General features: G+C 59.1%; 21 protein-coding genes, 4 tRNA genes and 2 pseudogenes. 19 read left to right on the top strand and 8 right to left on the bottom strand.

Annotated features, from left to right (window positions below):
- Positions 1 to 5 precede the first annotated feature (5 nt).
- The 5 genes from AC07UI_RS19485 (at position 6) to greB (ending at position 5,587) form a co-directional block, all read left to right on the top strand.
- Positions 6 to 1,619: a 5-guanidino-2-oxopentanoate decarboxylase gene (locus tag AC07UI_RS19485; RefSeq protein ID WP_494994038.1), complete on the top strand. Its 1,614-nt coding sequence runs from the start codon at positions 6 to 8 to the stop codon at positions 1,617 to 1,619.
- 25 nt (positions 1,620 to 1,644) lie between these two features.
- Positions 1,645 to 2,835: a pyridoxal phosphate-dependent aminotransferase gene (locus AC07UI_RS19480; protein ID WP_494994037.1), complete on the top strand. Its 1,191-nt coding sequence runs from the start codon at positions 1,645 to 1,647 to the stop codon at positions 2,833 to 2,835.
- On the top strand, positions 2,828 to 4,243 hold the full coding sequence (locus AC07UI_RS19475) for an aldehyde dehydrogenase family protein (protein WP_494994036.1): 1,416 nt from the start codon (positions 2,828 to 2,830) through the stop codon (positions 4,241 to 4,243). The genes AC07UI_RS19480 and AC07UI_RS19475 overlap by 8 nt, the downstream gene beginning before the upstream one ends.
- Before the next feature lie 61 nt (positions 4,244 to 4,304).
- Positions 4,305 to 5,015: an NAD(P)H-dependent oxidoreductase gene (locus AC07UI_RS19470; RefSeq protein WP_494994035.1), complete on the top strand. Its 711-nt coding sequence runs from the start codon at positions 4,305 to 4,307 to the stop codon at positions 5,013 to 5,015.
- Between the two features lie 98 nt (positions 5,016 to 5,113).
- Positions 5,114 to 5,587 carry a transcription elongation factor GreB gene (gene greB / locus AC07UI_RS19465; protein WP_494994034.1) on the top strand — a complete coding sequence of 158 codons (474 nt, stop codon included), beginning with the start codon at positions 5,114 to 5,116 and terminating at the stop codon, positions 5,585 to 5,587.
- A 42-nt stretch (positions 5,588 to 5,629) separates the two neighbouring features.
- Here the strand turns inward: greB and AC07UI_RS19460 are convergent, their stop codons facing one another.
- Both AC07UI_RS19460 and AC07UI_RS19455 read right to left on the bottom strand, forming a co-directional pair.
- Positions 5,630 to 8,134, bottom strand: coding sequence for an ABC transporter permease (locus AC07UI_RS19460; protein WP_494994033.1), 2,505 nt, complete (start codon positions 8,132 to 8,134; stop codon positions 5,630 to 5,632).
- Positions 8,134 to 8,817, bottom strand: a complete 684-nt coding sequence (locus AC07UI_RS19455) for an ABC transporter ATP-binding protein (protein ID WP_494994032.1) — start codon at positions 8,815 to 8,817, stop codon at positions 8,134 to 8,136. Before AC07UI_RS19455 ends, AC07UI_RS19460 begins: the two co-directional genes overlap by 1 nt.
- A 10-nt stretch (positions 8,818 to 8,827) precedes the next feature.
- Here AC07UI_RS19455 and AC07UI_RS19450 point away from each other — a divergent pair, with 10 nt between their 5' ends.
- The 3 genes from AC07UI_RS19450 to AC07UI_RS19440 all read left to right on the top strand — a co-directional run bounded on the left by AC07UI_RS19450 (position 8,828) and on the right by AC07UI_RS19440 (position 10,896).
- Positions 8,828 to 9,433 (top strand): arylesterase, encoded by a 606-nt coding sequence (locus AC07UI_RS19450; protein WP_494994031.1) that lies wholly within the window; start codon positions 8,828 to 8,830, stop codon positions 9,431 to 9,433.
- A 55-nt stretch (positions 9,434 to 9,488) separates the two neighbouring features.
- Positions 9,489 to 9,782 carry a hypothetical protein gene (locus AC07UI_RS19445; RefSeq protein ID WP_494994030.1) on the top strand — a complete coding sequence of 98 codons (294 nt, stop codon included), beginning with the start codon at positions 9,489 to 9,491 and terminating at the stop codon, positions 9,780 to 9,782.
- 145 nt (positions 9,783 to 9,927) lie between these two features.
- Positions 9,928 to 10,896 (top strand): L,D-transpeptidase family protein, encoded by a 969-nt coding sequence (locus tag AC07UI_RS19440; RefSeq protein ID WP_494994029.1) that lies wholly within the window; start codon positions 9,928 to 9,930, stop codon positions 10,894 to 10,896.
- A 122-nt stretch (positions 10,897 to 11,018) separates the two neighbouring features.
- Here the strand turns inward: AC07UI_RS19440 and oprI are convergent, their stop codons facing one another.
- Entirely contained in the window at positions 11,019 to 11,270 is a 252-nt protein-coding gene (gene oprI / locus AC07UI_RS19435) for an outer membrane lipoprotei OprI (RefSeq protein WP_002553018.1), read from the bottom strand.
- A gap of 650 nt (positions 11,271 to 11,920) precedes the next feature.
- Here oprI and AC07UI_RS19430 point away from each other — a divergent pair.
- The 4 genes and pseudogenes from AC07UI_RS19430 (at position 11,921) to AC07UI_RS19415 (ending at position 16,039) form a co-directional block, all read left to right on the top strand.
- Entirely contained in the window at positions 11,921 to 12,202 is a 282-nt protein-coding gene (locus AC07UI_RS19430) for a GNAT family N-acetyltransferase (protein ID WP_007931380.1), read from the top strand.
- 331 nt (positions 12,203 to 12,533) lie between these two features.
- Positions 12,534 to 13,957: pseudogene (locus AC07UI_RS19425) on the top strand (aminotransferase-like domain-containing protein).
- A gap of 72 nt (positions 13,958 to 14,029) precedes the next feature.
- Positions 14,030 to 15,178: pseudogene (locus AC07UI_RS19420) on the top strand (HAMP domain-containing protein); the annotation flags it as partial.
- A complete protein-coding gene (locus AC07UI_RS19415) occupies positions 15,158 to 16,039 on the top strand; it encodes a methyl-accepting chemotaxis protein (protein ID WP_494994082.1) in 882 nt (293 codons plus the stop codon). The pseudogene AC07UI_RS19420 and the gene AC07UI_RS19415, both read left to right, overlap by 21 nt.
- 151 nt (positions 16,040 to 16,190) lie before the next feature.
- On the opposite strand, the gene AC07UI_RS19410 is transcribed toward AC07UI_RS19415, so the two are convergent.
- Complete coding sequence (locus AC07UI_RS19410) at positions 16,191 to 16,961, bottom strand: hypothetical protein (protein ID WP_494994028.1); 771 nt, start codon at positions 16,959 to 16,961, stop codon at positions 16,191 to 16,193.
- Positions 16,962 to 17,319: 358 nt separating this feature from the next.
- On the opposite strand from AC07UI_RS19410, the gene AC07UI_RS19405 reads away from it, so the two are divergent.
- From AC07UI_RS19405 to AC07UI_RS19390, 4 genes are all read left to right on the top strand, one after another.
- Positions 17,320 to 17,395 (top strand) — tRNA-Glu (locus tag AC07UI_RS19405).
- Positions 17,396 to 17,397: 2 nt separating this feature from the next.
- Positions 17,398 to 17,473: transfer RNA gene (locus tag AC07UI_RS19400), tRNA-Gly, on the top strand.
- A 101-nt stretch (positions 17,474 to 17,574) separates the two neighbouring features.
- Positions 17,575 to 17,650, top strand: a tRNA-Glu gene (locus tag AC07UI_RS19395).
- Between the two features lie 3 nt (positions 17,651 to 17,653).
- A tRNA-Gly gene (locus AC07UI_RS19390) sits at positions 17,654 to 17,729 on the top strand.
- A 127-nt stretch (positions 17,730 to 17,856) separates the two neighbouring features.
- Here the strand turns inward: AC07UI_RS19390 and AC07UI_RS19385 are convergent.
- Positions 17,857 to 18,495, bottom strand: coding sequence for a LysE family translocator (locus AC07UI_RS19385; protein WP_494994027.1), 639 nt, complete (start codon positions 18,493 to 18,495; stop codon positions 17,857 to 17,859).
- A 168-nt stretch (positions 18,496 to 18,663) separates the two neighbouring features.
- Positions 18,664 to 19,290 (bottom strand): alanyl-tRNA editing protein, encoded by a 627-nt coding sequence (locus tag AC07UI_RS19380; protein ID WP_494994026.1) that lies wholly within the window; start codon positions 19,288 to 19,290, stop codon positions 18,664 to 18,666.
- A gap of 90 nt (positions 19,291 to 19,380) precedes the next feature.
- On the opposite strand from AC07UI_RS19380, the gene AC07UI_RS19375 reads away from it, so the two are divergent.
- Complete coding sequence (locus AC07UI_RS19375; protein WP_494994025.1) at positions 19,381 to 20,379, top strand: LysR family transcriptional regulator; 999 nt, start codon at positions 19,381 to 19,383, stop codon at positions 20,377 to 20,379.
- 81 nt (positions 20,380 to 20,460) lie between these two features.
- Here the strand turns inward: AC07UI_RS19375 and AC07UI_RS19370 are convergent, their stop codons facing one another.
- Both AC07UI_RS19370 and AC07UI_RS19365 read right to left on the bottom strand, forming a co-directional pair.
- The gene (locus tag AC07UI_RS19370) at positions 20,461 to 20,859 is read right to left on the bottom strand and encodes a PA2817 family protein (RefSeq protein ID WP_494994024.1); all 399 of its coding nucleotides are present in this window, start codon (positions 20,857 to 20,859) and stop codon (positions 20,461 to 20,463) included.
- A gap of 92 nt (positions 20,860 to 20,951) precedes the next feature.
- Positions 20,952 to 23,399 (bottom strand): acyl-CoA dehydrogenase, encoded by a 2,448-nt coding sequence (locus AC07UI_RS19365; RefSeq protein WP_494994023.1) that lies wholly within the window; start codon positions 23,397 to 23,399, stop codon positions 20,952 to 20,954.
- Positions 23,400 to 23,646: 247 nt separating this feature from the next.
- Between AC07UI_RS19365 and AC07UI_RS19360 the strand changes: the two genes are divergently transcribed.
- Entirely contained in the window at positions 23,647 to 24,306 is a 660-nt protein-coding gene (locus AC07UI_RS19360; protein ID WP_494994022.1) for a transglutaminase-like domain-containing protein, read from the top strand.
- 43 nt (positions 24,307 to 24,349) lie between these two features.
- On the top strand, positions 24,350 to 24,973 hold the full coding sequence (locus AC07UI_RS19355) for a glutathione S-transferase family protein (protein ID WP_494994021.1): 624 nt from the start codon (positions 24,350 to 24,352) through the stop codon (positions 24,971 to 24,973).
- Positions 24,974 to 25,004 lie beyond the last annotated feature (31 nt).

The following is a 25,004-nucleotide window of genomic DNA, read 5'->3' as shown; positions in this document are numbered from 1 at the left end:
TGAACATGCAAAGCAAAACCTTGACCGGCGGCCAGACTCTGGTGCGCCTGCTGGCCAACTACGGCGTCGACACGGTGTTCGGCATTCCCGGCGTGCATACGCTGGAGCTGTATCGCGGCTTGCCCGGCAGCGGCATTCGTCATGTGCTGACCCGTCATGAGCAAGGGGCCGGTTTCATGGCCGACGGCTATGCGCGTGTCAGCGGCAAACCGGGCGTGTGCTTCATCATTACCGGTCCCGGCGTGACCAATGCCGCGACCGCTATCGGTCAGGCTTACGCCGACTCGATCCCGATGCTGGTGATTTCCAGCGTCAACCATACGGCCAGTCTTGGCAAAGGTTGGGGCTGCCTGCACGAAACCCAGGATCAGCGCGCCATGACGGCGCCGATCACGGCGTTTTCGGCGGTCGCCTTGAGTGCCGAGGATTTGCCCGAACTGATCGCCCGCGCTTATGCGGTATTCGACAGCGAGCGGCCGCGCCCGGTGCATATTTCGGTGCCACTGGATGTGCTGGCCGCGCCGGTGACGCGTGACTGGAGCCATGAAGTGGTGCGCCGTCCAGGGCGCGGCGTACCGGCTGCCGAGGTGCTGGATCAGGCGGTGGCGAAACTGCAAGCGGCGCGCCGCCCGATGATCATCGCCGGTGGCGGTGCGCTGAATGCAGCACAAACGCTTGAGGCGTTGAGTACGCGGCTGGCTGCGCCGTTTTTCAGCAGCGTCGCAGGGAAAGGTTTGTTAGCGCCGAATGCGCCACTGAATGCCGGCTCCACCTTGTGCGTGGAACCTGGCTGGAAGCTGATCGCCGAAGCTGATGTGGTGCTCGCGGTCGGTACCGAAATGGCCGACACCGATTATTGGCGCGAGCGTTTGCCGCTGAATGCCGAGCTGTTACGGGTGGATATCGACTCGCGCAAGTTCAACGATTTTTACCCGTGCGCGGTGGCCTTGCAGGGCGATGCTCAAGAAACCGTGGCCGCCTTGCTGGCGCGTCTGTCCGAGCCCGCACGCGACGCCAGCGCCGCCATCCAAGCGGTCGACATGTTGCGTAAGGCGGTCAAGGCCGGGCACGGAGCCTTGCAGTCGATCCATCAGGCGATCCTCGACCGGGTCTCGGCCGAATTGCCGGACAACGCGTTTATCAGCAGCGACATGACCCAGCTGGCCTACACCGGCAATTACGCGTTCAGTAGCAATGCGCCGCGCAGCTGGCTGCACCCAACCGGCTACGGCACTTTGGGTTACGGCTTGCCGGCGGGTATCGGGGCCAAGTTCGGTGCGCCGAACCGACCTGGCCTGGTGTTGGTCGGCGACGGCGGTTTTCTCTACACCGCGCAAGAGCTGGCAACCGCCGTGGAAGAGCTGGACAGCCCGCTGGTGGTGCTGCTGTGGAACAACGATGCCTTGGGGCAGATCCGCGACGACATGATCGGGCTGGATATCGAGCCTGTTGGCGTGCTGCCGCGTAACCCGGATTTCGCCGCGCTGGGCCGTGCCTTCGGATGCACCGTGACGCAACCGCAGAACCTGGATCAATTGCAAGCCGAACTGCGTGCCGGTTTCAACCGAAACGGTGTGACGCTCATCGAACTCAAGCACGCCTGTGCTCTGGTCGGTTAAAAACATACACAGGGAATACATCACCATGCGCTTTTCCGATCTGACCCAACGTATCGCCGGTGACGGCGCGGCTGCCTGGGAAATTCATTACCGTGCCCTGGCGCTTCAGGAACAGGGCAAAGACATTTTGCTGCTATCGGTGGGCGACCCGGATTTCGATACGCCGGTGCCGGTCGTACAAGCGGCCATCGACAGCCTGCTGGCGGGCAATACCCATTACGCCGAGGTGCGCGGCAAGCGTGCCTTGCGAGAAAGCATCGCCAAACGCCATCGGCAACGCAGCGGCCAACAGGTCGATGCCGATCAGGTCGTTGTGCTGGCCGGTGCGCAGTGTGCGTTGTTCAGCGTCGCGCAATGCGTGCTCAATCCCGGCGATGAAGTGATCGTCGCCGAGCCGATGTACGTCACCTATGAAGCGGTCTTCGGTGCCTGCGGCGCGGTGGTGATTCCGGTGCCGGTGCGCTCCGAGAACGGCTTTCGCGTGTTGCCCGAAGACGTCGCCGCGCGCATTACGCCGCGTACTCGGGCGTTGGCGCTCAACAGTCCACACAACCCGTCTGGCGCCAGTTTGCCGCGCAAAACCTGGCAGGCGCTGGCCGAGCTGTGCATCGCTCATGATCTGTGGCTGATTTCCGATGAGGTCTATAGCGAGTTGCTGTTCGAGGGCGAACACATCAGCCCGGCCAGTTTGCCGGGCATGGCCGAGCGCACCGCAACCCTCAACAGCCTGTCGAAATCCCACGCCATGACCGGTTGGCGCGTCGGTTGGGTGGTCGCGCCGCCGTCACTCGCCGGGCATCTGGAAAACCTCGCGTTGTGCATGCTCTACGGCTCCCCGGATTTTATTCAGGACGCCGCGGTGGTTGCGCTGGAAACCCAACTGCCGGAGCTGGAAGCCATGCGCCTGGCTTATCGCCAGCGCCGGGATCTGGTCTGCGAATGCCTGGCGGACTGCCCCGGCGTTCGCGCATTGAAACCCGATGGCGGCATGTTTGTGATGGTCGATATCCGCGAAACCGGGCTCAGCGCTCAGGCGTTCGCCGACCGCCTGCTGGATCGGCACGGTGTCTCGGTACTGGCCGGTGAAGCGTTCGGGCCCAGCGCCGCCGGGCATATTCGCCTGGGGCTGGTGCTGGACACCGGGCCATTGCGTGATGCTTGCAGGCGGATCGCTCGCTGTGCCAATGAATTGATGGAGATACTGGTTGATGCGTGAATACACGGCTCTTTTTATTGACGGCGCCTGGCAGACGCCTTCTGGTCAGGGCATGGCCGAGGTGATCAACCCGGCCACCGAACAGGTCGCAGGTGTGGTGCCATTGGGTGACGAGCGTGATGTCGAACGCGCCGTGGCTGCGGCACGGAAGGCCTTCGGTCCGTGGTCGCGGACCTCGTCCAGCGTGCGTGCAGCCTATATCCGCGGATTGGCCGATCAGCTGCGAGCGCGGGCAGACGAGATGGCGGATGTGATTACCGCCGAACTGGGCATGCCGGTGCAGTGGTGCCGCTCGGTGCAAGTCGACGGGCCGATTGCCGGACTTGAGCAGTACATCGAAATCGCCGGGTTGATGGATGAGGTGCGCGAGGTCGGTAACTCATTGGTGATCCGCGAGCCGGTCGGCGTCTGCGCCTTCATCAATCCGTGGAATTACCCGCTGCATCAGTTGATCGGCAAACTCGCGCCGGCGCTGGCGGCCGGTTGCACGGTGGTGGTCAAGCCGAGTCAGGAAACCCCGCTGCACGCCTTCTTGCTGGCCGAAATGATCGAGGCCATCGGCCTGCCGGCCGGAGTGTTCAACCTGGTCAGCGGGCCGGGTTCGAAGGTCGGTGAGGCCTTGGCCAGGCATCCGGACGTGGACATGGTCTCGTTCACTGGCTCTACCGGCGCCGGCGTACGCGTGGCGCAGGCGGCGGCGCCTTCGGTCAAGCGGGTATGCCTGGAACTGGGCGGCAAGTCACCGTTGCTGATCGGCGAAGATGCCGATCTGGCAGCCGCGGTGCGCTACGGCGTGCAGGACGTGATGATCAACTCCGGGCAGACCTGCACCGCCTTGACTCGCATGCTGCTGCCCGCCAGCCGCTACGTCGAGGCGTTGGAACTGGCCCTGGCGGAGACACAAAGCCTGCGTATGGGCGATCCGCTTGACCCGCAGAGTTTCCTGGGGCCGATGTGCTCGGCGGCGCAGCGACGCACCGTGCGTGACTACATTCGAATCGGTCAGCAAGAGGGCGCGCGCCTGCTGTGTGGCGGCGAAACGGCTGACGAGTTCGAGCGCGGTTTTTACGTCAAGCCAACGCTGTTTGCTGATGTCGACAACCGGATGCGCATCGCTCAGGAAGAAATCTTCGGCCCGGTGCTGTGCCTGATTCCCTATACGGACGAAGCACACGCGATACAAATGGCCAACGACTCGCCGTTCGGTCTGTCCAGCGGTGTATGGGCTGGCAGCACTGAGCGTGCACTCGGGTTGGGGCGGCAAATGCGCGCCGGGCAGTGCTTTATCAACGGCGGGGCGTTCAACTATCAGGCGCCGTTTGGTGGCTACAAACAGTCGGGCAACGGTCGCGAATGGGGTGAAGAAGGGTTGGCCGAGTTTGTTGAAGTGAAGGCGATGCAGGTGTGATTTCGCCATGACCGTTGCCCAGCCTTCGCCTTCCAGGTTTGAAAACGTCCAAGGAACTCCTATGAATGTATTGATCGTCCACGCCCATCCGGAGCCCAACTCCTTTACTGCCGCCTTGCGCGAACAGGCGGTAGAAACCCTGAAAGCCCAGGGGCATCAGGTGCAGGTCAGTGATTTGTATGCCATGAACTGGAACCCGGTGGCCAGCGCTGATGACTTCTCCTCGCGGGAGAATCCGGACTATCTGGTCTATGCGCTGGAGCAGCGTCTGGGGGTCAAAAGCCAGTCACTGGCGGCGGATATCCAGCAGGAACTGGACAAGCTGCTTTGGGCCGATCTGCTGATTCTGAACTTCCCGATTTTCTGGTTCTCGGCGCCAGCGATGCTTAAAGGCTGGATCGACCGGGTATTGGTTTCCGGCGTCTGCTATGGCGGCAAACGTTTCTACGATCAGGGCGGGCTCAGTGGCAAGAAGGCACTGGTGACGGTGACGCTGGGCGGCCGTGAGCACATGTTCGGCGACGGTGCGATTCATGGCCCGCTGCAAGACATGTTGCGACCGATCCTGCGTGGCACGTTGGCCTACGTCGGGTTCGATGTGCTGGAGCCGTTCGTAGCCTGGCATGTGCCGTACATCAGCGACGACGCGCGCAAGGAGTTCCTGCATAGCTATCAGCAGCGCCTGGAAAACATCGCCCAGGACCAACCTATCGAGTTCCCGCGCTTGTCGCAGTTCGATGAGGCGCTTTATCCGTTGGTCGAGAAAGCTTGAGCGGGTAATCAGGACGAAGAAATTGCTGCGACCCCCGGGTTTTCAGCGAACTTCTGAGTGGTAAGCTGGCATCCGCGCCAGGAAAAGCGAGCAACCCATTGAGCACGAAAATCATCACGAAGGAAGGACATGAGGCCCTTAAAAAGGAGCTGGATTACCTTTGGCGAGAGAAGCGTCCCGACACCACCCGGAAAGTCACGTGGGCGGCTTCCTTGGGCGATAGAAGCGAGAACGCAGACTACCAATACAACAAGAAGCTGCTGAGGGAGATAGACCGCCGCGTCCGTTACATCCGCAAGCGCCTGGAAGATATGCGGGTGGTGGAGTATTCACCTGAACAGGAGGGGCGCGTTTTCTTCGGCGCCTGGGTCGAGATTGAAAATGAAAAGGGTGAAACCAAGCGTTTTCGAATAGTCGGCTACGACGAGATTTATGAACGCATGGATTACATCTCCATCGATTCGCCCATGGCCCGTGCGTTGCTGAAGAAGGAAGTCGGAGACGACGTTGTCGTTCCTACGCCCCATGGAGACATGGAGTGGTGGGTGAACAAAATCGAATACGTGAAATAGGTTGTCGCACGGGCCGCAGCTCAGGAGCGCGGCCCGAGCCAGTCAACCCTCGCGCAGGACCGTCAGGGGGCTGGTGTTCAGGGCCCGTCGGGTACCGAACACCCCGGCACCACCCACCAGTAGCGCGCCGATTACCGGCAACAGCAGCAGCCACGGATGCGGGTGCCAGGCCAGATCGAAGGTGTAGCGGTACAGCACCAGGCTCACCAACTCCGACCCCAATGCTGCCAGCATGCCGCTGACCGCACCCAGCAGACCGAACTCGATACGCCGCGCCTTGACCAGCAGTTGTCGCTCCGCGCCGAGGGCCCGCAGCAGTGCGCCTTGACGAATGCGTTCATCGAGGGTCGCCTGCAAACCGGAAAACAGCACCGCCATCCCCGCGGCGAGAACAAACAACAGCACATACTCCACCGCCAGCGTGACCTGGGCGAGGATGCTGCGCAGCTGCGCGAGCAAGGCTTCGACCTGAAGAATGGTCACCGCCGGGAAGGCGCGCGCGAGATCGATGATCTGCTGATCATGACCGGCAGCCAGATAAAAGCTGGTCAGGTAGGTAGCAGGCAGATCCTTCAAGGTTCCCGGCTGGAAGATCATGAAGAAATTTGGCTGAAAGTTATCCCAGTTGATCGTACGCAGGCTGGTGACCTGAGCTTCGCGATTGACCCCACCCACGGTGAAGATCAGATGATCGCCGAGCTTGAGTTTCAGGCTTTCGGCCACTTTGGCCTCGACCGAAACACCCGGCACATCACCGGAAGGCTGTTGCGACCACCACGAGCCCTGCGTGAGGATGTTGCCCGTTGGCAAATTGGCAGCCCAGGTCAGGCTCAGATCGCGCTGGATGGCCCGATCACCTTCGGTATCCTTGCTGACGATTTCCCGCGCCGGTTCGCCATTGATGCTGATCAGCCGACCGGGTACTACCGGATACAACGGTGCCGATTGTGCAGATAGCTCAATCAACCGATTGGTGAAGGCGTCTTTATCGGCAGGCAGGATATTCAGCGCGAAATAGTTGGGGGCGTCTTTGGGCAGCTGATTCTGCCAGGTGTCCAGCAACTCACCGCGCAGCAGTGCGATCAGCGCCATCGACAGCAGAATCAAACCGAATGCCAGCGATTGCCCTGCTGCCGCCAGCGGATGGCGCAGCAACTGACCCAATCCCAGGCGCCACGGCAGGGAAGCACGAGCCAGCAATCGACGCAGGCTTTGCAGCACCACCAGCAACAGGCCACCGAGCACCAGTGCGGCAATTACCCCGCCACCGAGCAGGGCGAAGGTCAGCACCAGGTCCAGGCTCAAACGCCACATGATCAGCGCAAGGGCCGCCAATGCCGTGCCATAGACCATCCAGGTGCTCGAGGGGATTGGCAGCAGGTCCCGGCGCAACACGCGCAGCGGTGGAACACGCCCCAGAGCGGCCAATGGCGGCAGAGCGAACCCGGCCAAGGCCACCAGCCCGGTGCCGATCCCGGCGATCGCCGGCAGCAGGCCACCGGGCGGTACATCGGACGGTAGCAGGTCATGCAACAGATAGAACAAGCCCAGCTGTGCGAGCCAGCCGAGCAGGGCACCACTGAGGCTGGCCAGCAGGCCGAGTACGGCCAACTGCACGCTGAACAACTGCATGGTTTCCCGGCGAGACAAACCCAGGCAGCGCAGCAATGCGCTGGCATCGAATCGGCGTGTGGCGAAGCGAGTGGCGCTAAGCGCGACCGCCACCCCGGAAAGTAACACTGCCACCAGGCTGGCCATGTTCAAGTAGCGTTCGGCCTTGCCCAAGGCGCCACCGATCTGCCGGTTGCCGTCGCGGGCATCCTGTAATCGCTGATTGGCGGCCAGGCCGGGCTTGATCAACTGTCGATAGCTTTCCAGGGCGGGCGCTGTGCCGCGCCAGAGTTCACGGTAGCTGACCCGGCTTCCGGGTTGCACCACGCCAGTGGCCTCAAGGTCTGCCAGATTGATCAGTACCCTGGGCGTCAGGCTGTAGAAGTTGCCGGCGCGATCCGGCTCGTAGGTCAGCACCCGGGTCAGGCGCAGGTTTTTCATGCCGACATCGATGCTGTCGCCGATCTTCAGATTCAGCGCCGGCAACAGGCGGGCCTCGACCCAGGCTTCACCGGGTTTCGGGCCGCCCCCGGGTTCTTCCGGGGCGTAAGGGGCGACGGCGCTTTTAAGCTCGCCGCGCAACGGATAGGTGTTGTCGACGGCTTTGATACTGGAAAGCTGAATGCCGTTATCCGTGGCGATGACGCTGGAAAATTCAACCACCCGGGCATGTTCGAGGCCCAGTTCGATGCCGCTTTGAATCTGTTCGGGGCGCGCTGGCGAGCTCCCCTCGAGCAGCAAGTCGGCCCCCAGAAACTCGGTCGCGCGCAACAGCATGGCGCCATTCAGACGAGCGCCGAAATAGCCGATGGCGGTACTCGCCGCCACGGCGACCAGAATGGCGAAGAACAGCACCCGCAGTTCACCTGCACGGGCATCGCGCAGCAATTGGCGGATGGCAAGGCTGAACAGGCGCAACAGCGGCAAGTGTGCCATCAAGGCTCCAGTGGGGCGACCAGCAGGCCGGCTTCAAGGCGGATCAGGCGCCGGCAGCGATGTGCCAGGCGTTCATCGTGAGTCACTAGTACGAGGGTCGTGCCACTTTCTTTATTGAGTTCGAAGAGCAGGTCGCTGATGCGCTCGCCGGTGTGGCTGTCGAGGTTGCCGGTAGGTTCATCGGCGAACAGTACAGTGGGCTGCGCAGCAAACGCGCGGGCAATCGCGACCCGTTGCTGTTCGCCGCCGGAGAGCTGGCGTGGTGAGTGACTGAGTCGCTGACCCAGGCCAACCCGCTCAAGCAGTTCTCTGGCGCGCTCGCGGGCGTCCTTGCGGCCGTCCAGCTCCAGCGGCAGCATGACGTTTTCCAGAGCGTTGAGGCTGTCGAGCAACTGGAATGATTGAAAGACGAAACCGACATGCTCGGCCCTGATCCGTGCGCGTTGATCTTCGTCGAGGGTGCTCAGGGCTCGACCGGCGAGCACGACTTCACCGCTGCTGGGCAGGTCGAGACCGGCCAGCAGGCCGAGCAGGGTAGATTTACCGGAACCGGAGGCACCGACAATCGCCAGGCTATCGCCCGTGTTCAGTTCCAGGCTGAGTTCGTGCAGGATGGTCAGTTCACCTTCCGAGCTGGGAACCACTTTGCTAAGGTTGCGCGCTGTGAGAATGCTTGCGCCCATGGAGAGTCCGATGCGTGTGTGGTTTTTAAGTGCTGGCCTGGCCTTGATGTGCATGGCCCAGAGCGCAGCGGCGGGTACTGTCCTGATCGTTGGCGATAGTATCAGCGCGGCTTTCGGCCTGGATACCCGCCAGGGGTGGGTGTCCCTGCTCGAGCAACGGCTCAAGAGCGAAGGCTTCACCGATAAGGTAGTCAATGCATCCATCAGTGGCGATACCAGTGCCGGCGGCCAGGCGCGCCTGCCAGCGCTGCTTGTAGAGCATAAGCCTGAGTTGGTAATCCTTGAATTGGGCGGCAATGACGGCCTGCGCGGTCAGCCGCCCGCTCAATTGCAACAAAATCTTGCATCGATGATCGACAGCTCCCGTGCCAGCGGTGCCAAGGTGCTCTTGCTGGGCATGCAGTTGCCACCCAACTACGGTGCGCGTTACACCAAGGCCTTTGCCGAGGTTTACAGCAACCTCGCCGAGGAGAAAAAGATCCCGCTGGTACCGTTTTTTCTCGAAGGGGTGGGCGGGATTCCCGAGCTGATGCAGGCGGATGGCATACATCCCGCGGCAGTGGCCCAGGGCAAGTTGCTGGAAAATGTCTGGCCGACGCTAAAACCGCTGCTTTGACACTTTTCTACTGGCAGTCTTTCGGCTAATGTGGCGCCCCGATTTGGAGCCCCCGATGCCGCGTCCCGCCTGGTCCCTGTTTGCCTATCAACTGATCGAGCCTGATGAACAGCTGGATCTGTTCGCCTGCCAGGAAGTCCGGGTGCATCTGGTGACGCGTCAATTGGAGTTGGGCGGCTCGGCCGACCGTACACTGTGCGGCACCTTGTTGCCGGCGCAGCCGCGCTGGTCGAGCGTCGACCGGACGATCTTCCAGGACCAGCGCCTGTGTTCGCTATGTCGGGCAATCCTCGAATCACAGAAACGCGGTACGTCGCCGATCTGGCCGGAGTTGCGCTTCGAGCTGTAAGAGGCGAAAAGATCGGCGGCCCGAACCTGCGGTAGCTCCTGCACCAATTGTGTGCAACCTGGAGCTCGTCGCCCCGCCTCCCGAAGGTGGGGGCGGCGGTGTACAATCCCTCCCTTACCCGTTGATCATGCGAAGGATTTTCCGGATGTTGCCGCGTTTTCCTGCCGTCACCCGTTACCTGTCTCTTGCCGCCCTGTGTGTGGCGGGGCCCGTTGCAGCATTGGAGCTGCCTTTACCACCGCCGGGCGAAGATGTCGTCGGTCAGGTGCAAGTGGTCAAGGCCAAGTATGAAGATACCTTTGCCGATCTGGGCACGACCTACGACCTGGGCTATCTGGAGATGGTTGCGGCCAACCCGGGTGTCGATCCATGGTTGCCGGGTGCGGGCACTGAGGTCGTGCTGCCCACGCGCTTCATTTTGCCGCCGGGCCCGCGTGAAGGCATCGTGATCAACCTGGCAGAATATCGCATGTACTACTACCCCAAAGGCCGGAATGTGGTTTACACCTTCCCGCTGGGTATCGGTCGTGAAGGCTGGGGCTCGCCGATCGCCCACACCAGTATTATCGCGAAGACTCCGAATCCGACCTGGACTCCTCCCGCTTCGATCAAGGCCGAGCACGCTGCTGATGGCGACCCGTTGCCGAATGTGGTGCCAGCAGGCCCGGATAACCCGCTGGGGCCGTTCAAGTTCACTCTGGGGACTCCGGGTTACCTGATCCACGGTTCGAACAAGAAATTCGGCATTGGCATGCGTACCAGCCATGGCTGCTTCCGGATGTACAACAACAACGTCCTGGAAATGGCCGGCATGGTGCCGGTGGGTACGTCGGTACGCATACTCAACGATCCGTACAAGTTCGGTATCAGTGGCGGCAAGGTCTATCTTGAAGCGCATACGCCACTGGATGACAAAGGCAATCCGTCAGTAGTCGACAAGCACACCGCGGTGATCAACGCCTTGCTCAAGCGTCAGGACCTGGCCAATAACCTGCGCATGAACTGGGATGTGGTGCGCGACGTGGTAGCCGCTGAAGATGGCATGCCGGTAGAAATCGCAGTACCGAACAATGCGCCGCTGGTGTCCAGTATACCGATTGATCTGCAACAGTAATCGCTCTAAAAAAACCGCCGAGGCTTCACAGCTTCGGCGGTTTTTTATTGCCGTCAGAAAATCCGGGCAATAAAAAAGCCGATCCAAGAATGGATCGGCTTGATAACAATCCCGAGGGATTATTACTTGCGGCTAGCTTTGTCCAGCATGCGCAGAGCACGCTCGTTAGCTTCGTCAGCAGTCTGTTGTGCTTTTTGAGCAGCAGCCAGAGCTTCATCAGCTTTACGATACGCTTCGTCTGCACGAGCTTGGGAGCGAGCAGCTGCGTCTTCAGTAGCGGTCAGACGTGCTTCGGTTTCTTTGGATACGCTGCTGCAACCGGTAGCCAGAACTGCGGCCAGAGCCAGAGCAGAGAATTTCAGAACGTTGTTCATCGGGTTCCCCTTCAAGGACTTTCTATTAAATAGCCATCTCTTCAGAGTGAGGAAATAGCCGGCGTACATACTACCCATTACTTGTAGTAAGTAAACTGACGTAGCGCAAGAAGCAAAAAATATTCTAGGCCTTGAATATTTTTCGAGCAACTATTCATCAGTCTGTATAAAAAGTATGCAGCTGTGAGGCCCGTGCTGGGCGAGCTGCTTCATAGTGGATCATGAGTGCTCGCTACCGCCTGGGGCTGTTTTGGAGTGTGGGTGAAAGTCGGTCTATATTGATCGGTCTACACTTGTGTTCAGAAATTGCGGAGCGGCTCACGTATCTTTGTCCATGTTGAGGTGACTTTAAGACAGGGCGCTCGTCATAAAGTCTCAATATCCGGCAATGCACAGGCTATCGACCAGGGGGTGTTCGGTCGGGCCACCTCTACGTGATACAGAGCTGCGCCAGCGGGAGCTACACGATGACGAGCGCGCCTTGAGCATTTACGATAATGGCGCCTACTATTTGAAACGTGCTCGGCTGTGCGGGATCGGTAAGCTCTTCTCGGTGTCCAGACAGGCACGGGGTGGCGTAGTAGATGTTTCTTCGCCGGAAAAACATCGGTAAGGTAGTGGTCAGAATCCAAGACCCGCGAGGAGTAGTGATGAGCGAGGCGTTGTCCATCCACCATGACCAGGCTGGTCATCAGTTCGAGACCAATGTGGACGGTCATCGTGCCTACCTGACCTATATGGACCTGGGTAAGCAAACCCTGGACATCTATCGGACGTTCGTGCCCAACGCATTGCGTGGCCGCGGTATAGCTGCCGCGCTGACCGAGCAGGCGCTCGAGTACGCTGACCGCATGGGCTACACGGTCATTCCGTCGTGCTCCTATGTGGAGCGCTACATGGAGCGTCACCAACGGCACGCCGCGAAACTCTGATCAGGTACAGCGATAAAACCCGGTTATTGCCCTGCAATGCTGCTTGTTCAAGCGGTGCAGCTTGCGATCCACTGGATGCCGGGTCTTTGACCTCTTAAACGCCCCGGACCTTACTGGTCCGGGGCGTTTTGCTGTGGAAAACCTTCTTCGCTGGCGCGTGACTATCCCATCTGTCTGGATGTCGGTGACGATGCACTGGCCATGTCAGCCAAGGGGCGGGTGTTGTGTTTCAAATGGTTAGGGCGGGCGATTTCAAGGCCTTATCGTCCCTTGCCAGCAGCGTGCCTGTGCTTAACTGTTTTCAGAAAAAACAGTCAGGGATCGTCTATTCATGGATTTGAAAATTGATCGGCAGGCGCTCGTGCCGGTTGTGCAGCAAATCGTCAACGCATTGGCTGCGTGGATCTATCAGGGCAACGTGCAATCCGGTACGCGTCTGCCTCCTGTCAGGCAATTGGCCCGGGACAATCTGCTCAGCCAGTCCAGCGTCATCGAAGCCTATGAGCGGATGGTTGCTCAGGGGTTGCTGGTATCACGGCAGGGTTCCGGGTTCTTCGTCGGCGAACAGGTGTCTGCGCTCCAGCCCCGGAATAAAGCTCAGTGGTATGAAAATGTCGAGGCGGGGTGGAGTCGCTTCACCGGCAGCCCTTCGGGTGAGTTGAGGTTGGGGTGCGGGTGGTTGCCTGAAAGCTGGCGAGAAAGCGATGACCTCAGTTACGCGATTCGCCAGCTCATTCGCACCGACATGAGCGCGTTATTCAACTACAGCACGCCGTTGGGTTTGCCTCTCTTGCGCCAGCAACTGCAAAAGCATCTGAAGCGGATCAACATCTGTGTGGATGAGGAGCAAATCCTGACCACCCATGGCGCCAGTCATGCCCTCGATCTGGTGGTGCGCACACTGCTCAAACCGGGCGATTGTGTGGTGATCGAACCCCCGGGCTTCTCCAATCTCCATCGTTTGCTGAGGCTTCATGGGATTACGCTGCTTGAGGTTCCCAGAGCGCGTAGCGGGCCGGACCTCGATGAGCTCGACAGCGTGCTGGAGAAACATAAACCTCGCGCTTTGTTTATCAATAGTCTGTACCACAACCCGACCGGCAGCAGCCTGACTTCATTGGTGGCGCAGCGATTGCTGCAATTGGCGACCCACCATGACTTCTTCATTGTCGAAGACGACGTCTATGCCGATTTCCAGAATGGCGCTTGCACGCGCCTGGCGGCTCTGGATGCAAATGAGCGGGTCATTTACATCGCCAGTTTCTCGAAAACCCTCAGCAGCTCGCTACGGCTCGGCTATATCAGCGCCAGCGTTACCATCATCGCCAGGCTGGCCGAGGTGAAGATGATTACCAGCCTCGGAGCTTCGCGATTTTGTGAGGCGGTGGTGGCCAGCCTGTTGGCCACCGGTGCCTATCGCAAGATGGCGCAACGCCTGCGTCAGCGTTTGAACAAAGACAGGCTTGTCACTCTGCAAGCGCTGGAGGATGCCGAATGGGAAGTGTTCAGCAGACCTGCCAGTGGCATGTTCATTTGGGCTCGGCCCGGGTTGTCCGACTATGCTCGGGTGCGCGAACAGGCTGGCAAACTTGGTGTAGTGCTTTGTCCTGGCGGTGGGTTCAATCCAGACGGTGCTCCAGGCAATTGGCTGCGTATCAATGTGGCCTACGCCAACGACCCGCGGGCCTTGGCATTTTTCCGCGCCACGACTCTGTCGGATCGACCTCTACCATCCTGAAAACGACCTTGGCGTAGCTTTTTGCCATTATTCAGACGCCGGAGACTTGTGCTCAAGGGCAGCCCATTGCGAATCTGCACAAACAGAAAATGGCCTTTATGCCATTCGGTGTTGGAAGGGGACTACGCGCAATGATTACGGCCGCTCAAGGACGTTTTGCCAACCTTGGTATGGCGAAAAAACTGGGTATCGGGTTTTTTCTGGTATTGCTTCTGACGGCTTTGGTGGCAGCCATAGGCGTGTGGTCCCTACAGGTGATCAGTCATCGCTTCGATGGTCTCAAACAAATGTCATCGCTCAACAGTGGCCTGCTTAAAGTGCGCTTGCTGGAGCAGAACTATGCGCTGCATGGCGACTCGAAAACCGCCGATGCCTTGCATGAGGGCGTTGACGGTCTGATCGCGCTGGCGACGCAACTCAAGGCGCAGTCGGCGGCCAACGTCCCGGTGATGAACGATGTCGAACAGGCGCTTGGGGCTTATCGCAAAGCCTTCGATGAGTTCGTCGAGCTGACCCAGGCCAAGGATCTCGCGCTGGAAATGGCCAGTTGGTCGGTTTCCAGTGTCGCCAATAACCTCGATGTACTTCAGGCCGGTCTTGCCGATGATGGTGCCTACACACTGAAGCAATCCCAGGGCAAGGAGGGTGCAGAGTTTATCGCGCAAGCCAATCAGGTCAGTCAGGTATCCAGACTGATGCTGCAGGCGATGAACGAAGCTCGCATGCGTCTGGATCAGAGCCGCAAGGGCGAAGATGAGAGTGGGGAGCAAGGCAAGATCGAGCAGGCTGATCAGGCGTTGACCCAGGCCGAGCAGCTCAAGGCAACGGTCAAGGATGCGGGGTATCAGACAGTCCTCAACGAAGTGGCCGGGCATATTGCCAGCTTCAGCGAAAAGCTTACCGAATACACCGGTTTGCTGGTGCAGGAGAAAAAGGTCTACCAGCAACTGCATGAGCGTGCCGCGCAAGTGGTCGAGCGGGTCGATCAGGCCTATGCAGCCGAAGATCAGTCGATGCAGGTGGAGCTTAAAAAGAACTCGGTGCTGATCATCGGCTCCTCGGCATTGGCGCTGCTGGTCGGGTTGATTGCCGCGTGGGTGATTACCCGTCTGATCGTTGCGCCGCTGCGTAGCGTGATTCATGTCGCTCAACAAATAGCGGCGGGGGATCTCAGTGCGACGGTGGAGGTCACGCGTCGTGACGAAATTGGCCAGTTGATGCTCGCGATGCAGCAGATGGGTGCCGGGCTAAGCAATATCGTCAGTGGATTGCAGGCGGGTATCGAGCAGTTGGCGAGTTCGGCTCATTCGCTGTCGGCGGTGACCGAACAGACCAATCTCGAAGTCAGCAGCCAAAAAGAAGAGACCGAGCAGGTCGCTACGGCGATGAACCAGATGACTGCCACTGTGCATGACGTGGCGCGCAACGCCGAAGAAGCAGCTCAGGCTGCACAGAAGGCCGACGACAAAGTTGAAAGCGGTCAGCAGGTTGTCCGTCAGAGCATGCAGCGTATAGAGCAGCTCGCGGACTCCGCCACCTCGGCCAGCACCAGCATTGAAAGTCTCAGTGCGCAAATACAAAACATCGGTACGGTGCTTGGCGTCATCAAAAGTGTGGCCGAGCAAACCAACCTGTTGGCGCTCAACGCAGCTATCGAAGCGGCACGCGCGGGAGAACAGGGTAGAGGCTTTGCGGTGGTTGCCGACGAGGTGCGGGCTTTGGCCAAACGAACCCAGCAATCCACGGAGGAAATCGAACGACTGGTGAGCGCTTTGCGTTCAGCCGCGCATTCGTCGGTGCAGCAAATTCAGAGCAGTGGCGAGCTGGTCAAACTGGCCGTCAGCGATGCGTTGCAGACCGAAAGCGCTCTGGGCAGCATTGCTGTTGCGGTGTCATTGATTCAGCAGATGAACCAGCAAATCGCCGCTGCGGCCGAACAGCAAAGTTCGGTGGCCGAAGAGATCAACCGCAGTGTCACCAGCATCCGCGCCAGTGCCGATCAATCGTCTTTGGCAATGCAGGGTAACGCCGCCTCCAGCATCGAACTGGCGCAGCTGGGGGCAGAGCTGAAGGGGATGGTTGGGCATTTCCGGTTGTAGCAGGAGCAGCCGGTCGACGCTCGATTGCTCGCGATGGACGTTAACGATAACGCGTGTTTTCTGAATAAACGCGTTGCCCTTGAGTCCATCGTCGGAACGCCGCCCGGACCAATCGAGCGTCGACCGGCTGCTTCTACAATGGAAACATCTCTTAGTCGTAAATCGCTTTCTTCTTCCAGTCAGCGTCGGCTTCCACTGTCTTCAGGCCTTCGGTCAACTCGTTGACGTCACCTTCTACCGGCTCAATGTTGGTCAGTACCATCGAGTTGGCGCGCGCCAGGAGTTTTTCCAGGTACTTGAGCTGCTCGTTATAGACCACCGGATCCGGCTGCTTGCGCAGGTACTGCACGCCGCGTTCGAACGCCAGGCGCGCCTGACCAGGTTGATCCTGTTGTAGGGCATGCTGCCCCAGGTTGTTGAAGAACTCGATATGCAGCAACACCAGGATATGACGAACTTCTCTGATCCAGTGCTTGGCCTCATTGGCTGGCAGGAAACCGTCCTGTGCTGCCCGAGTAACCTGGCCGTGCAGCGCTTCTAGTAGAAAGCGCACATCCTTGGCTTTGGCTTCGGTCTGGATCGGTGCCGGCGGATTGTTGACCGGAATCGATTCGCCCTGGGCGACCATGGCGTTGAGTTCGGTTACCCGCGCCTTGGTAGATGCGTCGGATTTGTTCAGGTTCAACAGGCGCTGAGTGACATTGAGCTCCAGTCGGGTCAGCAGCAGCTTGAGTGCCGGTGTCATCAACTGGCCGGGGAAGGTCTCGGTGATTTCGCCGCAACGGCGCAGGCGGTCGTTGAGTTCGACCTTGGTGCGCGCCTTTTTCAGCTTATTGTTTTCCACCACATGGTTCATGTAGCCAATGGCGATCAGTATTACGATCCCGGCTACTACTAGCAGGGTGATCATGAGTGGTGTCACCGTTAAGACCTCTTTATAGGGTTTGCGTGCGAGTGTAGTGGCTTAGCATTTGAGCGCATAGGGCAGTGCGACGAGTTGAAACGCGCTGTCGCGCCGCTATTAACGGTAGTTGCTGGATGAATGCACATTGCCATCATTTGCTGCGTTGGACTATAACGTCTTGTCGGGTGCCAGAATATAGGCGCCAAAGCCTGGGCGGGGAAAAGGCTGAAACAGCCCCCAAAACCATGGCGAAGTCATTGATTTAAATAAATTTATATCTGGGGGTTGACGACCTCCCAATCCATCCATAGAATGCGCGCCACTTACAGCGTAAAGCACACAGCGAAACGCAGTAAGTAGTGAATGTTGTAGGTGTGTCCCCTTCGTCTAGTGGCCTAGGACACCGCCCTTTCACGGCGGTAACAGGGGTTCGAGTCCCCTAGGGGACGCCAATGCGGGAATAGCTCAGTTGGTAGAGCACGACCTTGCCAAGGTCGGGGTCGCGAGTTCGAGTCTCGTTTCCCGCTCCATTTTTAAGCAGCTTTGCTCTAGGGCAGGGCTGGTGAAACCAGAACCAAGTCTTCGGATAAGGTTTTGGACACTGGAACATACACCATATGTTCCGGGCAGCGTCCCCTTCGTCTAGTGGCCTAGGACACCGCCCTTTCACGGCGGTAACAGGGGTTCGAGTCCCCTAGGGGACGCCATTTGCGGGAATAGCTCAGTTGGTAGAGCACGACCTTGCCAAGGTCGGGGTCGCGAGTTCGAGTCTCGTTTCCCGCTCCATTTATACAAAAACGCCGCTCTCTGAGCGGCGTTTTTGTTTGTGCGTCTTTTGTATCCAGCCTGAACGCGACAATGTCAAAAAGGCCCGCCAGTCATGCTGAGCGGGCCTTTTGCATTGAGAGTCCAATCACATCGACAGGATCAGTCGCCCAGCGAACAAAATCAGGATCACACCCATGGTCCGTTCAAACCAGTGACCCATGCGCATGAACAGCAACCGCACGCGGGCGCTGGAAAAGAACAGCGCAACAATGATGAACCACAGCGCATTTACAAAACACATCCAGACTCCGTAAAGCGCCTGAATCGTCAGTGGTGTCGAAGCGCTGATGACCGTCGTGAAGATCGCCAGGAAGAACAGCGTAGCCTTGGGGTTGGTGGCATTGGTCAGGAATCCGGTGATGAAGGCTTTGGGTAAAGTCTGACGTTCCATTTGCTCCGGCGCAGCATTGCTGCCGTCAACAGCGGTTTTCGGTTTACTGCGCATCAGGCTCACCCCCAGATACAGGATGTAGGCGCCGCCGACGACCCTGGCGACGCTCAGCAACCACGGTGTGGTGTGCATCAGCGCGCCAACCCCGAGCAAGGTGTAAAGCACATGCACCGAAATGCCTGCGCCGATCCCGATGGCTGTGTACAACCCGACCACCCGACCGTAGCGCACGCTCTGACGGATGGTGACTGCGAAGTCCGGCCCAGGGGCGACCACTGCCAGAAAGTGGATCGTAGCCAGTGCGAGAAACTCGCCCAGGTAGTTCGAAAGCATTTCAACTCCAGTCAGTAATGGGTGAGGCATTGCCCCGATAGCCGACAAAAAAACAGGCTCGACTCTTTACGCGAATGGCGAGTGTTTCTTCATTGGCGAGTTTTTTATGCGCGTCGTATCGAGACGCTTGACGTCAAGCATTACGTCTGGAGCGATATCGCCAATGGATCAGTCCACGCTGTAGTGAACTGAAAGCGTTCCCTTCTTTTGCGAAAGGGTAGCGATCTTGACTGAGCCTAATTCCTGTAGACGACGTACATGGGTGCCGCCGCAGCCATATGCCGGCAGCTCGCCGAAACCGATTTCGCGGGTGCCCTCGCGCTGGGAAATCAGCCGCGGCAGGTCATCTGCAATCCATTGATTCAATGCAGTCTGCAGGGGGTCGACATCAAAGTCCTGTGGCCTTTCTCCCGGCTTGAAGGTAATTCGTCCCTCGCCGGGCCAGTGGTGGGCTTTGATCGGAATCCAGCCGAGTGATTCGGCAAAGTGGCCGATCAAATGGCCGGCCGAATGCATCCGGGTGTTGATCTGACGACGCTGCTCATCCACCCGTACTTGCGTTATTCCCGGCGTTACCGGATGGGTGACGTAATGCACGATCCGGTGCGATTCCTGGGTGACGCGCAGTACCTGGCTTTCGCCGATCCAGCCTGTATCGAAGGGCTGGCCACCGCCTTGGGGGTGGAAGGGCGTTGCGCGCAAGGTGACGGAAAATTCGTTCTCGTGGGGCGTGCAATCCAGGACTTCCACATTGGCTTCGAGGTCATCGCTATGGAAAAACAGGCGAGGTGTCATATCTCGTGCTCTTGTTGAAATTTCTATTTTTATTATATGGATGCCGGAATTGCGTGATAATCCATTCAAACATCAATGGACTTTTGCGTTGTGAGCATAAATCTTCCACTGCCTTTGCTGGGTGAAATGGCGATTTTCGTCAAAGTTGTCGAGACCGGCAGTTTCTCGGAAGCCGCCCGGCAACTGGGTTCGTCGCCTTCAGCGGTAAGTCGCAGCATCTCGCGACTGGAGAAGGTGCTGGCCATCCGGCTGCTGCAGCGCACCACGCGAAAATTGCGGCTTAGCGACGGTGGCGAAGAGGTCTTCAAGCGCTGCCAGGAGATGGTCAGCGCGGCCAGGTCGGTGATGGAAATCAGCGGCCAGTACACCCATGAGGCCGAGGGGCTGGTGCGAGTGAGTGTGCCCAAGGCGGTAGGGCGATTTGTTATTCATCCGCACATGCCGGAGTTTTTGCGTCGCTATCCGAAGGTCGATGTGGAGTTGTTACTCGAAGACCGCAACGTGGACCTGATCGACGATAACGTAGACCTCGCTATTCGCATCACGGATCGACCGCCGGCCGGTCTGGTGGGGCGTCAGTTGCTGAGTATCGAGCACTTGTTGTGTGCGACGCCGCAGTATCTGGCCGAGCACGGGACACCTACCCATCCCCATGACCTGCTCAGCCACAGTTGTATTTATCTGGGTGAGACGCCGAGTGATGCGCGCTGGAAGTTCAGGCAGGGAACCAAAGCGGTAACCGTGGGGGTGCGTGGACGCTATGCGGCTAACCATACCGGTGTGCGGCTGGAGGCGGTGCTCCAGCATATCGGGATTGGCAGCTTGCCGTACTTCACCGCGCGTTATGCGCTGGAGCAGGGGCTGATCGTGCAGGTGCTGCCGGACTGGACCTTTCTCGCCTCGTATCACGGCGGAGCATGGCTTCTTCATTCGCCGACGCGCTATTTGCCGCCGAAGCTGCGGGTGTTCATCGACTATCTGGTGGAGTGCCTGGAGAAGGAGCCGACGCTGAGCAAGCCGGGGAAGTCGAGTGTTCCCAGCAAAACTGCACTGGCAGATGAGCTTGCGCAAAGCGATGGGTTGCTTTGATCTTGCTTACGCTGCAGTTCATCAGCAAATAAAAAGGCCCGCCGGTTTAACCGAGCGGGCCTTTTGCGTTTGTGCGTTGAATCAGTGCTTGACGTCCTGGTTCGACATCGAAAGCAGCTGTTTTTCCTGGTTCCAGTCGAACGGCTCGTCGTTCTGTTCTGCTTCATAACGACGATCTTCGAGGGCCTGGTACAGGTCGATCTCGTCGTCGGGCATGAAGTGCAGGCAGTCGCCGGCGAAGTACCACAGCAGATCGCGTGGCACCAGATGGGCAATCTGCGGATAACGCGCGATGACCTGGCAGAGAATGTCTTGCCCCAGGTACTGGCTTTCGATCGGGTCGACCGGCAGTTGCAGCATCAGTTCGTCGAAGCGCTCGAGGAAAAGTTCGTGGCTTTCTTCCGGAACCTGTTCGGCTTCACCCAAGGCGACCAGGATGCTGCGCAAGTGTGCGAGCAGGGCGAGAGTGTGGTCGAGCATAACGGGAGTCCTCTAGAGCTAAAGCAAAACGGGCGCGCAAGTATATAACTCCGACACCCGCTTTTCATAATTGAACAGCTATACGGACTGGTCTAACGGGTTTTACCCGCGCTGAGCGTCAGTTCATCTTTGGCAAAGTCATCGACATCGATGACCTTGCGTCGTGCCGCTTCTGCTTCACGCAAGGTCTGGACTTCAACCGGTTGCAAGACGCCAGCCTCCAGCGCGGCGTCGATGGCATGCTCCCCGGCGGCAGGTTTGAGCTGACCACTTTTGAGCGCCGTCTGGAGTTTTTTCTGCAGCGGCTGGGCAGCGCTCAGCAAGTCGCAGGCATGCTGCAGGGCGCCGACCGGGTCCTCTGTCGATTGCGGGCGATAGCAGCCCCCCAGTAACTCTTCAAGGGTTGGATCGCCTTTGGCGCGACAGATGACCGCCGCGACTTCAGCTCCCATCTTGTCTGACGGCCCTTTGTGCCAACGACCGAGCGGGAATACCAGCACCCGCAGCAGGCAGCCGAGTACCTTGCTCGGGAAGTTGGTGAGCAGTTCGTCCAATGCGCGTTCGGACTGGCCGAGGCTTTCTTCCATGGCCCAGACGAACAGCGGATGCAGATGTTCCGGTGAGTCGAGGTCGTGATAACGCTTGAGTGCGGCAGAGGCCAGATACAGGTTGCTGAGCACATCACCGAGGCGCGCGGACAGGCGCTCGCGGCGTTTCAGTTCGCCGCCCAGCAGCATCATGCTGAAGTCGGCGAGCATGGCGAAAGCTGCGGCCTGTCGGTTGAGGGCGCGGAAGTAGCGCTGGCTGAGCTTGTCCCCTGGCATGTGTTCGAAACGCCCAAGGCCAAGGTTCAACACCAAGGTACTGGCGGCGTTGCTCACGGCAAAACCGATGTGCTTGAGCAGCAGGCCGTCGAATTCGATCAGGGCCTGTTGTTTGTCTTCGCGGCCGGCGAGGGCCATTTCTTTGAGCACGAATGGATGGCAGCGAATCGCACCCTGGCCAAAGATCATCAGATTCCGGGAGAGGATGTTCGCGCCTTCCACGGTGATGAAGATCGGTGCACCTTGCCAGCTACGGCCGAGGTAGTTGTTCGGGCCCATGATGATGGCCTTGCCGCCGTGGACGTCCATGGCGTGGCTAATGCATTCGCGACCGCGTTCGGTGAGGTGGTATTTGAGAATGGCCGAGAGTACCGAGGGTTTCTCGCCGAGGTCTACCGCGTTGGCGGTGAGCATCCGTGCGGCGTCCATCAGCCAGGCATTGCCGCCGATCCGGGCCATTGCTTCCTGAATCCCTTCGAAGGCCGCCAGTGGTACGTTGAACTGCTCGCGAACCTGCGCATACTGGCCGGTCACCAGGCTGGTGAACTTGGCCGCACCGGTGCCGACGGCCGGTAGCGAAATCGAGCGCCCGACCGACAGGCAGTTCATCAGCATCATCCAGCCTTTGCCGAGCATTTCCTGGCCGCCAATGAGGAACTCCAGCGGCACGAAGACGTCCTTGCCGGAGTTCGGGCCGTTCATGAACGAGGCACCCAGCGGCAGGTGGCGACGGCCGATTTCTACGCCAGCAGTGTCGGTCGGAATCAACGCGAGGCTGATCCCCAGGTCTTCATTTTCGCTCAGCAGGTGGTCCGGGTCATAAGCCTTGAAGGCCAGGCCGAGCAAGGTGGCAACCGGGCCGAGGGTGATGTAACGCTTTTCCCAGTTCAGGCGCAGGCCGAGGGTTTCTTTACCCTCCCATTCACCTTTGCAAATGACCCCGGTGTCGGGCATTGCTCCTGCGTCGGAACCTGCCAGCGGGCCAGTCAGGGCAAAGCAGGGGATATCGTCGCCACGGGCGAGGCGGGGCAGATAATGGTTGCGCTGTTCGTCGGTGCCGTAATGCAGCAGCAGTTCGGCCGGGCCGAGGGAGTTAGGCACCATCACGGTGGAGGCCAGGTCGCCGCTGCGGGTTGCCAGTTTCATCGCAACCTGGGAGTGGGCATAGGCTGAGAAGCCTTTACCGCCGAACTCCTTGGGAATGATCAGGGCAAAAAAACCGTGTTGCTTGATGTGATCCCAGGCTTCTGGCGGCAGGTCCATGGACTGGCTGATCTGCCAGTCGCTGACCATGGCGCAGAGCTCTTCGGTCGGGCCATCGATGAATGCCTGTTCCTCTTCACTCAGTTGCGCCTTTGGGTAGGCCAGCAGTTTGTTCCAGTCCGGGCGACCACTGAACAGCTCGCCGTCCCACCAGACTGTGCCGGCATCAATGGCGTCGCGTTCGGTTTGCGACATTGGCGGCAAGGTTTTTTGAAACCAGCTCAATAGCGGCGCCGTGAAGTATTTACGTCGCAGGTCCGGCAACAACAAGGGCGCGGCCACCGCCGCAAATATCACCCAGAAAATCAGTAACAGCCAGCCTGGTGCACGGCTGAAGGCGCCCATCGCCAGCAGGTAGACAGCGATCATGCCCAAGGCGGGCAAGGGCGTGGTGCGGAGATGTGCCAGATAGGCGATCCCGACCACCAGAACCAGTATCCACAACAGCAGCATATTCAATCCTCCGTGAAACAGGGGCAAAACCATCCTGAGAGCTTAGACGGCATCCACGAAACAGGGTGCTAAGAGCGATGTGTTTGAATCTGTAGGAAACATCGGGTGAACTTCGTAAGTTGTCTCGATAGCGGACTGTTGAGTTCCTGCGTTAACAGAGCGGCAAGCTCTGATATTTGGCCGAAACGTCGTTATCTCTGTACCAGGGCTATCGCTAGACTCGTGGCTTCCCCAGGAGATTGTTCTCATGCACGAGTATCTGAGTCCCGGCCGCTTCATCGATAGTGACCATCCATCGGTGGTGGAGTTCGCCGAAACGCATCGCGGCGAGAGTCGTGACCCGCTCGAACAGGCGATCAATCTCTATTACGCCGTGCGCGATGCCGTGCGCTACAACCCTTATACCTTCAGCCGTGACCCGCAGACCTTGCGCGGCAGTTATGCGCTGGCGACCGGTGAAAGCTACTGCGTGCCCAAGGCGACCTTGCTCGCCGGATGCGCCCGGCATTGCGCAATTGCTGCACGGATCGGTCTGGCCGATGTGCGTAATCATCTGTCGACGCCACGCTTGCTTGCGCTGCTCAGAAGCGATGTGTTTGCCATGCACGGTTACACCGAGCTGTATTTGCAGGGCCGTTGGGTCAAGGCCACCCCGGCGTTCAATCAGCAACTCTGTGAGTTGTTCGATGTGGCACCGCTTGAGTTCGACGGAGTCAATGACAGCGTGTTCCACCCGTTCAATCGTCAGGGGCAACAGTCGATGGAGTACCTGGTGGACCATGGGCAGTTCACGGATGTGCCTGAAGTTTTCTTCTTCGAGCATCTGGAAAAATGTTATCCGCATTTGTTCTGCGATCAGTTGCCAGCCCGGCCGGGTGATATGCAGACCGATTTGAGTCGCGCCTGATCCGGCGTAGACTGCCCCGGCATTCATCCATCAAGGGGCAGTCATGCTGAAGATCTGGGGTCGGAAAAATTCGTCGAATGTCAGAAAGGCACTCTGGTGCGCCGAAGAGCTCGGTCTGACCTACGAAGCGCTGGACGCGGGCGGTGCCTTTGGTGTGGTCGATACACCTGGATACCGGGCCATGAACCCCAATGGCCGAATTCCGGTAATCGAAGACGACGGCTTCGTGCTCTGGGAGTCCAACACCATCGTGCGTTATCTGTGCGCCAGGCATGCCGCCGATTCGGCCTGGTATCCGGTGGATGTGCGGGCGCGGGCCGCTGCTGAAAAATGGATGGACTGGACCACCTCGACCTTGGCCGAACCGTTCCGTCATCTGTTCTGGGGCGTATTGCGCACCCCGGCGGATCAACAGGATTGGGTCAAGATCAACGCGGCACAGAAGACCTGTGCCGAGTTGCTTTCGATGGTCGATCAGGCGCTGGCCGAGCATCCATATTTGTCCGGTGATGAAATCGGCATGGGCGATATTCCGCTGGGCAGCTTTATTTACGCCTGGTTTGAAATGCCCATCGAGCGCCCGCAGATGCGCCACCTGGAGGCCTGGTATGAACGCCTGAAGCAGCGCCCGGCTTATCAGAAAGCCGTCATGACTGCGTTGACTTAATACCGATTATCAATACACATGACTGTACTTG

This window comes from Pseudomonas sp. GW821-FHT04C07, assembly GCF_059420325.1.
The sequence above is the reverse complement of the archived record's forward strand: the minus strand, read 5'-3'. Positions and strand labels throughout refer to the sequence as shown.

Bases quoted from the DNA above. Each gene is read 5' to 3' on its own strand.
- AC07UI_RS19485 (WP_494994038.1), top strand. From the start codon at position 6: ATGCAAAGCAAAACCTTGACCGGCGGCCAGACTCTGGTGCGCCTGCTG.
- AC07UI_RS19480 (WP_494994037.1), top strand. From the start codon at position 1,645: ATGCGCTTTTCCGATCTGACCCAACGTATCGCCGGTGACGGCGCGGCT.
- AC07UI_RS19475 (WP_494994036.1), top strand. From the start codon at position 2,828: ATGCGTGAATACACGGCTCTTTTTATTGACGGCGCCTGGCAGACGCCT.
- AC07UI_RS19470 (WP_494994035.1), top strand. From the start codon at position 4,305: ATGAATGTATTGATCGTCCACGCCCATCCGGAGCCCAACTCCTTTACT.
- AC07UI_RS19460 (WP_494994033.1), bottom strand. From the start codon at position 8,134: ATGGCACACTTGCCGCTGTTGCGCCTGTTCAGCCTTGCCATCCGCCAA.
- AC07UI_RS19455 (WP_494994032.1), bottom strand. From the start codon at position 8,817: ATGGGCGCAAGCATTCTCACAGCGCGCAACCTTAGCAAAGTGGTTCCC.
- AC07UI_RS19450 (WP_494994031.1), top strand. From the start codon at position 8,828: ATGCGTGTGTGGTTTTTAAGTGCTGGCCTGGCCTTGATGTGCATGGCC.
- AC07UI_RS19445 (WP_494994030.1), top strand. From the start codon at position 9,489: ATGCCGCGTCCCGCCTGGTCCCTGTTTGCCTATCAACTGATCGAGCCT.
- AC07UI_RS19440 (WP_494994029.1), top strand. From the start codon at position 9,928: ATGTTGCCGCGTTTTCCTGCCGTCACCCGTTACCTGTCTCTTGCCGCC.
- oprI (WP_002553018.1), bottom strand. From the start codon at position 11,270: ATGAACAACGTTCTGAAATTCTCTGCTCTGGCTCTGGCCGCAGTTCTG.
- AC07UI_RS19430 (WP_007931380.1), top strand. From the start codon at position 11,921: ATGAGCGAGGCGTTGTCCATCCACCATGACCAGGCTGGTCATCAGTTC.
- AC07UI_RS19415 (WP_494994082.1), top strand. From the start codon at position 15,158: ATGCTCGCGATGCAGCAGATGGGTGCCGGGCTAAGCAATATCGTCAGT.
- AC07UI_RS19385 (WP_494994027.1), bottom strand. From the start codon at position 18,495: ATGCTTTCGAACTACCTGGGCGAGTTTCTCGCACTGGCTACGATCCAC.
- AC07UI_RS19380 (WP_494994026.1), bottom strand. From the start codon at position 19,290: ATGACACCTCGCCTGTTTTTCCATAGCGATGACCTCGAAGCCAATGTG.
- AC07UI_RS19370 (WP_494994024.1), bottom strand. From the start codon at position 20,859: ATGCTCGACCACACTCTCGCCCTGCTCGCACACTTGCGCAGCATCCTG.
- AC07UI_RS19365 (WP_494994023.1), bottom strand. From the start codon at position 23,399: ATGCTGCTGTTGTGGATACTGGTTCTGGTGGTCGGGATCGCCTATCTG.
- AC07UI_RS19360 (WP_494994022.1), top strand. From the start codon at position 23,647: ATGCACGAGTATCTGAGTCCCGGCCGCTTCATCGATAGTGACCATCCA.
- AC07UI_RS19355 (WP_494994021.1), top strand. From the start codon at position 24,350: ATGCTGAAGATCTGGGGTCGGAAAAATTCGTCGAATGTCAGAAAGGCA.